Annotated in this window: 8 protein-coding genes and 1 pseudogene; 4 read left to right on the top strand and 5 right to left on the bottom strand. The window is 66.0% G+C overall.

Translation table 11 applies throughout. The annotated features are described in order from the left end of the window. Together A9W95_RS26475 and A9W95_RS19365 are read left to right on the top strand one after the other, a co-directional pair. Window positions 1-1584 (top strand): alpha/beta hydrolase (locus tag A9W95_RS26475; protein ID WP_216638183.1); only part of this gene is annotated, 1584 nt, incomplete at its 5' end. A 38-nt stretch (window positions 1585-1622) separates the two neighbouring features. Next, window positions 1623-2204, top strand: coding sequence for an LppA family lipoprotein (locus A9W95_RS19365; RefSeq protein WP_067416402.1), 582 nt, complete (start codon window positions 1623-1625; stop codon window positions 2202-2204). Between the two features lie 15 nt (window positions 2205-2219). Here the strand turns inward: A9W95_RS19365 and A9W95_RS19370 are convergent, their stop codons facing one another. Together A9W95_RS19370 and A9W95_RS28450 are read right to left on the bottom strand one after the other, a co-directional pair. Further along, window positions 2220-3512 carry a putative bifunctional diguanylate cyclase/phosphodiesterase gene (locus A9W95_RS19370; RefSeq protein ID WP_371328097.1) on the bottom strand — a complete coding sequence of 431 codons (1293 nt, stop codon included), beginning with the start codon at window positions 3510-3512 and terminating at the stop codon, window positions 2220-2222. Then, window positions 3492-3983, bottom strand: a pseudogene (locus A9W95_RS28450) (PAS domain-containing protein); the annotation flags it as partial. The gene A9W95_RS19370 and the pseudogene A9W95_RS28450, both read right to left, overlap by 21 nt. Window positions 3984-4261: 278 nt before the next feature. Here A9W95_RS28450 and A9W95_RS19375 point away from each other — a divergent pair. Together A9W95_RS19375 and A9W95_RS19380 are read left to right on the top strand one after the other, a co-directional pair. After that, entirely contained in the window at window positions 4262-5773 is a 1512-nt protein-coding gene (locus tag A9W95_RS19375) for a hypothetical protein (protein WP_156746292.1), read from the top strand. A gap of 189 nt (window positions 5774-5962) precedes the next feature. Continuing rightward, window positions 5963-6832, top strand: a complete 870-nt coding sequence (locus tag A9W95_RS19380) for an alpha/beta fold hydrolase (RefSeq protein WP_067416394.1) — start codon at window positions 5963-5965, stop codon at window positions 6830-6832. A 12-nt stretch (window positions 6833-6844) separates the two neighbouring features. On the opposite strand, the gene A9W95_RS19385 is transcribed toward A9W95_RS19380, so the two are convergent. The 3 genes from A9W95_RS19385 to purH all read right to left on the bottom strand — a co-directional run. Further along, a complete protein-coding gene (locus tag A9W95_RS19385; RefSeq protein ID WP_067416397.1) occupies window positions 6845-8818 on the bottom strand; it encodes a VWA domain-containing protein in 1974 nt (657 codons plus the stop codon). Then, the gene (locus A9W95_RS19390; protein WP_067416400.1) at window positions 8811-10196 is read right to left on the bottom strand and encodes an ATP-binding protein; all 1386 of its coding nucleotides are present in this window, start codon (window positions 10194-10196) and stop codon (window positions 8811-8813) included. The genes A9W95_RS19385 and A9W95_RS19390 overlap by 8 nt, the downstream gene beginning before the upstream one ends. 41 nt (window positions 10197-10237) lie before the next feature. Next, window positions 10238-11162, bottom strand: a 925-nt coding sequence (purH, locus tag A9W95_RS19395) for a bifunctional phosphoribosylaminoimidazolecarboxamide formyltransferase/IMP cyclohydrolase (protein WP_082983200.1), incomplete at its 5' end; no start/stop codon positions are given.

Below are 11162 nucleotides of genomic sequence, written 5' to 3' on the forward strand. Positions count from 1 at the left end.
GCAATCCGGACGGTGTTCGACGCTGCTATCGAGCGCGCCCACGGCACCCGCACCGCCTCGGGCGCGCTCACCGAAACGATGCGACTGCTCGATTTCGGCGGGGACACCGCCGACGCGGCACGCGCGGCGGCCCAACACACCACCGTGGTGCTCGACACCCACGCCGATGCGTGCCATGCCGTGGGGCGGGCCGCCGAGCGAGCGGCCGACGAAGTCGCCGCCATCAAAACGCGGCTGCGGGCCATCCGCAGCAGCGCCGGCGACCACCGTCTGGTGATCAACGACGCGACCGGTGTGGCGTTGCCGCCGTCTGACTTCGCAACGTTTTCACCCGGCGAACAGCAGCGCATGCTCGACGCCGCCGTGCGGCTGACCGACGACATCAAGGCACTGCTGGTTGCCGCCGAGTTGGCCGACGAGGATCTGGCGGCGGCCCTGCGTGGAGCCGACGGTGATCTGTCCGCCGACGGGGTCGAAACCCAACTCGCGCACTGCCCGCCGCAGTTGCCGACGCCGCCGCCCCTGGGCAGCGACCCGCAGCGGGTCAGCAGCTGGTGGCACGCGTTGACGCCCGCTCAGCAGGACCGAGCCGAGGAGTACTTCGGTGAGGCGCTACGCAACCTCGATGGCGTCCCGACCGCCATCCGCAGCGAGCTCAACATCGCGGCGCTGCACAGTGAGCTGACTCGGTTGCAGCAGGGCTGGTACGACGGCCGCGGCACCTGGCACACCCACACCGACAAGCTCGCCGACTTGCGGGCGCTGCAGGACGCGCTCACCGCGCACCCTGATTCCAGCCTCATCCTGCTGGACACCGGCCAGGACCCACGAAAGGTGTTGGCAGCGATAGCGATCGGCGACGTCGACAACGCCGAACGCGTCGGAGTCACCGTGGGTGGGCTCAGCACGCGGGTCAGCTCCAGCGTCGGCGGCATGGTCGGCGAAGCGCAGACGCAGCGAGACAAGGCCAGTGATCTGCGCCGCTACGCGGGAACGAAGAACTTCGACGCGGTCGCCGCCATCGCCTGGTTGGGGTACGACGCGCCCGACAGCGTCCGGGACGTGACGCACGACTGGTCGGCGCGTGACGCCGCTACCCCGTTGGCCAACTTCTACCGCGGGCTGGCCGCCGCGACCAATGTCTCCGACCAACACATCGCCGCGTTCGGACACTCGTACGGCTCACTGCTCACCAGCCTGGCGCTGCAGCGCGGCGCGCCGGTGAGTGACGTGGTTCTCTACGGTTCGCCCGGCACCGAGCTGGCCAACGCCGCGCAGTTGGGTGTCGAGCCTGGGCATGCTTACTACATGGTCGGTGTGAACGACGATGTGGCCGAGCTCATCCCGTACTTCGGCGCGTTCGGCGCCGCCCCGCAGGACGTTCCCGGGATGACCGAGCTGTCGACCGCCACCGGGGTCGTGGCCGGCGGGAGCCACGGAGACGGACAACTGCACCAGCGGGCTTACGGCCACTCGGAGTATGCCCGCATGGGCAGCAACGGGCAGCTGCGGATGAGTGGTTACAACCTGGCCGCGGTGTTGGCGGGCCTACCCGACGACCTCATCACGGCGCCGAGGCGATAGCGGTGCAGCGTTCGCTCGTGCTCTGCGTCGCTGCCGCCATGCTCGCCGGCTGCGGCACGTCGCTGAATCCCTATGCCAATCCCGGCCGCGCCGAACTCGACCGGATGCAGAAGATCATCAACGGTCGGCCAGATCTCGAGGCGGTGCAACACCAGCTCGTCGATCTCGACGTAGCGATCCGGGCGGCCATCGCGAAATATGCTCCGCAGGTGCGGTTTTCGAGCACGAGAACTTCGCAGCAGAGCAACGGCTGCCCGGATCCGTTCACCCGCAACATCGGCAGACAAGAACGAAGCGACCACTTCTTCGGCGAGCCGGGACCTTCCGCCCAGCAATGGGCCGCGGTCGTGGCCGAGTTGGCGCCGACATTCGCCGCGGCGGGCTTCCAGCGCGCCGATTCGGGCGCCGGCAACGACTCTCAACTCCGCTACGACGGCGCGTTGATCAACCTGGTCAACCACGGGCACCTGATCGACTACAACTACGACACGGGCTGCCACCTGCCGGCCGCCTGGCGCAGCGCGCCGCCCCCAGCGCAGCTGCGGCCGGCCAACGACCCGGGCGTGCACTACCCGTACTTGTACGAACCGCCGGGCGGCAGAAGTGTTGACGCGCTCTGAGGCCGCCTCTTGGTGTTATGGAGTGAAGAGCTCGGCAGCCATTGGTTTCGCGAAGTGCCAACCTTGCGCGGCGTCGCAGCCCAGCGCCCGCAGTCGGGCAGCTTGGCTCGGGGTCTCGACTTGCTCGGCGGTGACCGTGAGGCCAAGGGTGTGAGCCAGGTCGATCATCGCTCGGGTGATCTGTTCGTCGGCCAGTCGACCTTGGATGTTGCCCCCGACATTCTTGATGAACTCACCGGCGAGTTTGACCACGTCGACGGGCAAGTCGCGTAGGTAGGCCAGGCTGGAGAATCCGGTGCCGAAATCGTCGATGGCGATGGACACGCCCATGGCCGACAGTTGCTGCAACCTGCGCACCGACGTCTCGTCCTTGCCGAGGACCGCGTTCTCGGTGAGTTCCAGTTGCAACACATGCGGGGGCAACTCGGCGGTGCCGAGGGCGTTTTTGACCATCGGGAAGAAGCCCGGATCACAGATGTTGCGGACCGCGACGTTGACGCTGACGAACAGTTGGGAGTCTGCGGCCTGCGCTTCCCGCCAGCCCTTCAGGTGGCGGCAGGCCTGCTCGACCACGAACGTGGTGAGGGGCACGATCATCCCGTTTCGCTCGGCGAGATAGATGAAACGGTCCGGAAGTAACGTCCCCAACGTCGGGTGCTCCCAACGCAGCAATGCCTCCGCGCCAATGACGACGTTGTCCGACAGCCGCACGATCGGCTGGTAGACGAGGCGGAACTCGCCCCGGTCGAGCGCTTTGTGCATCGGAGTGTTCTCGTGGTGACGATCGTGGATGACCCACCGGTTGCCGCCGGCCTGCTTAGCGCGCGCGAGCGTCACGTCGGCGCCCTTCATCAGATCGACTTCGGAGATGATCGCGACTTCCTGTTCCATGACGCCCACGCTGGCCGACACCGTGATGGGGTTTCCATCGATGTCGAACGGCGATTCGAGGACGCGGAGCACCGAGTCGGCCAGTTCGGTCACCTCGTCGGTGCTAAGCGGTTGCGGTATCAAGAAGACGAACTCGTCACCCCCCAGGCGGGCCACGAATTGGTCGGGTCGCTGCAGGCACAACGACAGTCGCTCGGCGACCTTGACCAGAAGCTTGTCGCCGATGTCGTGCCCGAGTGTGTCGTTGACGTCCTTGAAGCCGTCGAGATCGACGTAGCAGATGCCGACCCTCGTCTGAGGATCCTCGAACGCCGCGGTGAGACGGTCGAAGAACTGGCTGCGATTCGGCAGTCCCGTCAACGGATCGTGCAGAGCCTGATGCCGCAGCTGCTGTTCGAGCTGGTGGCGGTCGGTCACATCGCCGAAGACCGCCAGCGTGTAGATGGGCACGCCATTGGCATCACGGATCAGGGAGACGTTGACGCTGTTCCAGATGGTGTGGCCGTCGCGGTGCAGGTGCGGCTTCTCCAGGCTGACCATCTCCACGTCGCCCCGCATCAAAGCCGCGTACTGGTCCCAGACTTCCAACGTGTCGTCTGGGTGAGTGAGATCGGTGACCTGGAAAGTCTTGATGAACTCCTCGGTCTCATAGCCAAACATATGAGCGAACGCGTCGTTGACCACCAAGATCTTGCCGGTGATATCGGAGATGCCGACCCCCACACCCGCCTGCTTGAACACCGCCCGCAGCAACGCGGCGTCCCGTCCGCTCGCGCCACCGGCGAGCATCGATTCGATTGCATCGTCTTCTTGCGTCGCCTCGGGTATCGCTCCCGTGAGCACGCCGCCGACGTCGTCTTGACCGCCCATCTCGCTGAGCTCCTCCATCCCCGAGACGACCACGCTTACTCCTCTGACCCGTCTTCAGCTTCGCCCAGGCGACATCCGTACGGTCGAACGGCAGTTGCAGCAACACACATTTTTCCCACCCGATACCCATGGCATACCTGTAATCCGGTGAACTGACCTGGTGAGTTGTTGTTCGTGGCGGGCGAGGTAAGTCGTTATTGTACTTAACGGGCGTATAATTAGTGCAACTTCGAAAGGCCTGTTGACGATTAGCAGCTTGGCACCGGTGGTCGAATCCAGCAAAGAAAGACCTTGCGATGAAACACGTTATGCAACTGCGCGACGCCGGACAGGAAGCAGCAAGCAAACACGCCTTCTTTGACTGGCTGTCCAGCGACCGGGTACCGGCCGAGGACCGGCTGTGCATCGGACCCGCCGGCGCGCTGTTCATCATGCAGTTTCGGGACATGAACCGATGGGTTCTGCGCTTCGCCGAGCCGCACGACGAATACGAGTGGGTGATCAACCTCGGCACGCTCGAGGATGAGAAGCACTCCAAAATCTTCCTGGAGGACTGGCGCAAGCTGGATCTGGACGGTCGGCTGGGCTGGCACACCAGTGACGTGCTGTGGTGGTTGTTTCTCTCGCCCGACCAAGAGACCTTCCGCCGCAGCGGCATTGAGTTCATCCGGCTGGCCGTGGACGACGGCAATGACGCGCTGATCCGGTTCGGCCACTCCGAGGCCGGCGAGGCCACCGGTCACGTGATGCTCAGCAACACCGCCCGAGTCGCGGCCGAGCTGTCGTCGCGTACCGGTATCGAATATCGCTATTTCGGTCCGTACCACCTGGATCTGGAATCTGGACACGTCGGCAACACCGAAGGCATCTTCGAGACGGTGACGCTCGACCCCGAGCGTCGGGAACGCGCCGGGGAGGCCTGCCAGCGCATGTTCGGCATCTTCGACGACGTCTTCGACGGCTTCCTGCACTATGCGAACACCTATCTCGACACCGGCACCGTCCCGCGCCGCCCGCAACTTCCCGCCGTGGCCCGAGACGACTGGACCGCGCCGTCGCTGCGCATTGACTCCCGAGACGACAACGACACCGCGATGCTTCGTCACATCGAACAGCACAAGGAAAGGTTGCGCGCACACCCTTTCTACGAGTGGCTACGCAGCGATCAACACGGCCCGGCGGACAAACTGCGACTGTTCATTCCCATGTGGGTGATGGACATCCTTGGCTACCGGGACCTGACCAAGTACGCGCTGACGTTCGCCGAGCCGGCCAGCGCGGCCGAACACGCGGTCAACGCCTGGGCGTCGCGACTCTCCCAGCACAGCAGGCTTTTCCTCTCCGACTGGGAGGCGCTCGAACTGGATCGCATGCTGAGCCACACGGCTAGCGACGCGCTCGAGTGGCTGTTCTTCGACCCCGACATGGATCTGCATCGGGAGAACATGATCGAATTCGCCAAAATCGCGCTGCGCCATGACGATCCGGTATTGCGCTGGTGGATGCTGGTAGCGCTGGAGTCCACGGGTGAGGAATTCTTCACCCAGACCCAACCACTCGCGCTCGCCGCGGAAGCCGAAACCGGTGGGCGGTTGGACTACCTCGCCGGTCGGCACGACCCGCCGGACGCTACCGGCAGCACTGGGGGCTTCATCGACATCAGCCCACCCGCTCCGCTGACCGACAGCCAGATCGAACTCGCCAAAAGCATCACCACGCATGTGTTCGACTCGATGGAGCGACAGCTGTGGCGGTCCCACGCCATAGTGCGGGCCGGAAAATACGCTCCTGCCGCAATGCACAACTAGCCGACGTCACCGGCCCGATTGGGCCGTAAGTCGTTGCTGGACTGCGTGTTCGGCGAGTGCCGATTGCTGTTGAGTAATTGATTTGCGCTTCGCGTCTTGACATGGGCTCACACCAGGAGGAGAGTCAGCCGCGTGTCCACATACTCTGGGTATGTGACATCTTAACGGTATGACTGGGAGGCGCGCTGCATGGATATCGCCGCGCTGGAAACCCATCGACGGTTCGCGACCACCACGTCGGGTCCGGTTAGCTACCTCGACGTCGGGCAGGGCCGGCCGACGGTTCTCGTGCACGGACTCCTCACCAACGCCCTGCTGTGGCGCCACGTCATCGCCAGGGTCGCGTCCCAAGAGCGGCGGTGTATCGCACTGGATCTGCCCGGACATGGACACACCCCGCCGGCGCCCGAGGACGCTGACGTCTCATTGACCGGCTTGGCGCGTCGCGTCGTCGAGTTGTGTGATCACCTGAACTTGACCGGCTTTGACCTGGTGGCCAATGACACCGGAGGTGCGGTCGCACAAATAGCCGCGACTGAACTGGCCGACCGGTTGTACACCTTCACGTTGACCGACTGCGACACCGAAGGCAATGCCCCGCCCGCTCTGTTCAAACCCGTCACGCTGGCCGCACGCCTGGGACTGGTGGCATGGCTTGGCCCTCGGATCGCCACCCGGCGGGCCCACATCCGGTCCGTGCTGCGCATCGGCTACCAAAACGTGCGTCAAGTCCCTCGGGAAGTGATCGACGCCTATGCCCAACCCGCCTTGGGAACACCCACGGCCGCACAGGCTTTGGCGCGGATCATCACCACCATATCGTCCGACGACCTGGCCGCGGTCAGACCGCGACTGAGCGAGTTTCACGTGCCCACCCTCATCGTCTGGGGAACCGGCGACATCTTGTTCAACATCAAGTGGGCACACCGGCTGGCCGAACTGATTCCGGGCACCACCACCGTGGCGACGATTCCGGGCGGGCGGCTGTTGTTTCCCGACGAACGCGCCGGCGAATTCGTCCCACTGCTGCAACAGCATTGGGCGGCCAACCCGTCGTAACAGGCCCGGGCGCTACCGGCGTCGCGAGCGTAGGTAGTCGCCTACCACGGCCGCGCCGAGCCCATCCAAGTCGGGCTCGACCACCCGACCCTCCACTCGTCGCGCCACCTGGTCGATGAAACGCGCCAGCCCAGGATCGTTGCCCAACCGGAATATCGTTATCTGCGCACCCAATCGGGCCATCTCGTCGAAGCCGCGCACGGTGTGGGCGATGGTGCGCGGATGCGGCGGATAGTCGAAGAACACACCGGATTTGCCGTCGCCGCGAACATCCTCCAAGTGCGCCGTCGGCTCACCGTCGGTCACCACCAGCACCACCGGCTGGGCGTTGGGATGGCGGCGGAGGTGCCGGCCGGCCAACGCCAGCGCGTGATGCAGGTTGGTGCCCTGTTCGTAGACGCCTTCCAACCCGGTGAGCTCAGCGGCGGTCACCGTACGGGCGTAGCGGCCAAAGGCGATGATCTCCAGCGCATCCGAGCGGAACCGGGTGGACACCAGATGGTTGAGCGCCAGCGCCGTCCGCTTCATCGGCAACCAGCGGTTCTCCATCACCATGGAAAAGGAGGTGTCCACCAACAGTGCCACCGCGGCCTGCGTGCGCGTCTCGGTCTCAGAGACCTCCACGTCTTCCACGGTGATCCGCAACCGCCCGTCGAGCGTCGCGGTGCCCGCCTGGCGCAGCACGGCATTGGTCAGCGTGCGCGAGATGTTCCACGGCTCGGTGTCACCGAACTGCCACGGCCGCGTCGCGCCGGTCAGTTCACCGGCCGCACCCGCACGCCGGTGATCGCGTTCTCCGCGGCGCCCCGAAAGCTGTTGTGCCACATCGCGCAACGCCGTCTCGCCGAGCCTGCGCATCGCCTTGGGCGACAATCGCCACTGGCCGTCGGAGCTGCGATCCAGGAAGCCCTGGTTCAACAGCGCACGCTCCAGCTCGGCCAGCGTACGCGCATCGACGGCGGCTTGGTCGCCGAGTTGGCGTGCCAGTGCGTCCAAGTCGACATCGTCCATGGAGGCGCCCGGATAGCTCTGCGACAGTTGCTCGGCCAGCTGCTCGAGCTCGGCGATGTCGGCCAACGCCTGCGCACCCTCGCCCATGCCGAACGGATTGTCGCCAGAGAATTCTTCCGACCCCGACCAATCCTCACCCGGCCGCGCGGCCTGCAGGTGAGCGTCCAGTTGGTTCAACGCCTGCATCAGCGCAGGCGACCCGAAAGCTTGCTGCGCCAACGCATCCAGCTCGTCGCGCTGCTCCTGGCTCAAGCTGTTGCGGAACCGCTGCGCGGCCGCGGCGCGCTTGGCCAGCGAATCCAGCAGCTCGTCGACATTGCGGGGGTTCTCCGGGAAGAACTCGCCGTGCTTGTCCATGAAGTCGTCGAAATCCTGCTGGGTGTCCTCACCGCGAGCGTGCTTGTCCAGCAAGCCGTTCAGGTCGTCGAGCATGTCGGTGACGCGCTGACGGTCTTCGTCGGTGGCACCCTCGAGCGCCTGCTTCATGCCGGCGAAACGCTGGTCCAGCATCTCCCGGCCGAGCAGATCCTTGATCTGGTCGTACTTCTGCCGGGCCTCGGGGCTGCGCCAGTTGTACTCCGACAGCTCTTGGACGGCCTTGGCCGGTGACGGCGGCAACGACTGCAGCTGCATCTCGGAGAACCGGGCGTCGTCGTCGAGTGCGCGGGCCAGTTCTTTGCGCTCGGCCAGCACCGCCTCGTCGAGCAACTTCTTGATGTCCTGCAGGGTGCCGTCCAAGTTGTTGCGGCGCAACAACTCCCGTCGGCGCCGGTTCACCTCCGAGGCCAGCCGGTCCGCGCCCGACATGTTCTTGGTGCCCTGTCGCAGCAATTCGGAGAGCGCCCGGCGAGGCGAGGTGCCCGCCATGACGTCCTCTCCGATCTGTTCCAGCGCCTCACGCAGATCCACCGGCGGGGCCAGCGGGTCGGGTCCGCCGGTATACGCCGAATAGCGTGAGTCGTGGCGTCTAGCCATAGACGGTCTGGCCCTCCCCGGACACTTTGTCGACCCGTTTGGCCAAGTACAACGCCTCCAACGCCAGCTCCAACGCCGCGGCGCGTTCGCCCTCGGACTCGGCGTGGAGTTTGCGGGCAATGTTGTCCACGACCGGCAGCCCGGGCACCGCGGCCAGCACGTCCTTGGCCGATACCCGCTCCCCCGTCGTCACCGCGGCGCCCTTCTCGACCGCGGCCACCAGCGAGCCGACATCGATGCCGCCGAGCACCCGCGACGCGGTGTCGGCGGTGGCGCGGCGCAGCAGGTGCTGCAGCACGGCCTGTTCGCGTCCCTCCTCGCCGGATTCGAATTCCAGCTTGCCGCGCAGGACGTCGATGATGGTGCCCAGATCGACCACGCGGGCCACCGGATCGGTCTCACCGAGGATGGCGCCGCGGTGCCGGGCGGCTGCCGCGACGGTCTCGGCCGCGGCGATCGCGAAGCGTGCCGACACCCCGGAGCGCTGGTCGACCGAGCTCGACTCCCGCAGGTACCGCGCGAAACGGGCGATCACCTGCATGAGGTAGTCGGGCATTTGGGCGCTCAGGTGCGCCTCCTGGGTGATGACCCCCACCTCCGCCTCGAGTTCCAGGGGGTAGTGGGTGCGGATTTCGGCGCCGAACCGGTCTTTGAGTGGGGTGATGATGCGGCCGCGGTTGGTGTAGTCCTCGGGGTTGGCGCTGGCCACCACCAAGACGTCCAGCGGCAGCCGCAGCGTGTAACCACGGACCTGGATGTCGCGCTCCTCCATGACGTTGAGCATCGATACCTGAATGCGCTCGGCCAGGTCGGGCAGCTCGTTGACCGCCACGATGCCGCGGTGCGCACGCGGGATCAGGCCGTAGGCGATGGTCTCGGGGTCACCCAGGCTGCGGCCCTCGGCCACCTTGATCGGGTCGATGTCACCGACCAGGTCGGCGACGCTGGTGTCCGGGGTGGCCAGTTTCTCGGTGTAGCGCTCGCTGCGGTGCTTCCACGCCACGGGCAGGTCGTCACCGTGGGTGGCAGCGCGTCGGATCGACTCCGGTGTGATGGGCCGGTAGGGGTGTTCGCCCAGCTCGGATCCGGCGATCACCGGCGTCCACTCGTCGAGCAGTCCGGTCAGTGCACGCAGTAGGCGGGTCTTGCCTTGGCCGCGTTCCCCCAACAGGACGATGTCGTGGCCGGCGATCAGCGCGCGTTCCAACTGAGGTAATACGGTGTCCTCGAAGCCCAGGATGCCCGGCCATACGTCGTCACCCTCGGCCAGTGCGGTCAGCAGGTTTTCGCGGATCTCCTGCTTGACCCCCCGTTCCCGGTGGCCGCTGGCACGCAGCTCGCCGAGCGTGCGAGGCAGATTGCTTGGTGAAGTCACCACTCCACGCTACGCGTTGTGAGCTGGTGTCTCGCGGTAAGCGTTCAGTGCGCGAAGTGACGGGCGCCGGTGAGATACAACGTAATGCCGGCATTGGTGGCCGCCGCGGTGACTTCGTCGTCGCGTACCGACCCGCCGGGATGGACGATCGCCTTGACCCCGCCGGCGGTCAACGTCTCGAGGCCGTCGGGGAACGGGAAGAACGCGTCGGAGGCCGCGACCGCGCCCCGGACGCGTTCGCCGCCACGTTCGACGGCCAGCCGGGCGGCGTCGACGCGGTTGACCTGCCCCATGCCCACCCCGACGGTGGCGCCGTCGGCGACGACGACGATCGCGTTGGACTTCACCGCGCGGCAGGCGCGCCAGGCGAAGACGAGGTCGGTCAATGTGGCGGGATCCGCGGGTTCACCGGTGGCCAGGGTCCAGTTGAGGGGATTGTCGCCGGGCGCGTCGAGCTGGTCGCGTTGCTGCATCAGCAGGCCGCCGCTGATCGGTTTGATCTCGATGCCGCCGGGCTGCGGCTCAGAGGCCACCAGTACCCGGATGTTCTTCTTGCGGGTCAGCAGCTCGAGCGCACCGGGCGCGTAGGCGGGCGCCACGATCACTTCGGTGAAGATGGTGCTGACGTATTCGGCCATCTCGACGCTGACTTCGGTGTTGGCGGCGATGACACCGCCGAAAGCGCTGAGCGGGTCGCACTCGTGGGCCTTGCGATGCGCGTCGGCGACCGAGACATCGGAGATGGCGATGCCGCACGGATTGGCGTGCTTGATGATCGCCACGCAGGTCTGTTCGTGGTCGAAGGCCGCGCGCCAGGCGGCGTCGGCATCGGTGAAGTTGTTGTAGGACATCTCTTTTCCGTGCAGCTGCTCAGCCTGCGCCAGGCCCGGCCACGCGCCCGGATCGCTATACAACGCTGCCTGCTGATGCGGGTTCTCGCCGTAGCGGAGCGTTGCTTCGCGGCGCCAG

It is taken from the genome of Mycobacterium sp. 1423905.2 (assembly GCF_001673155.1).
Classification (GTDB): Bacteria; Actinomycetota; Actinomycetes; order Mycobacteriales; family Mycobacteriaceae; genus Mycobacterium.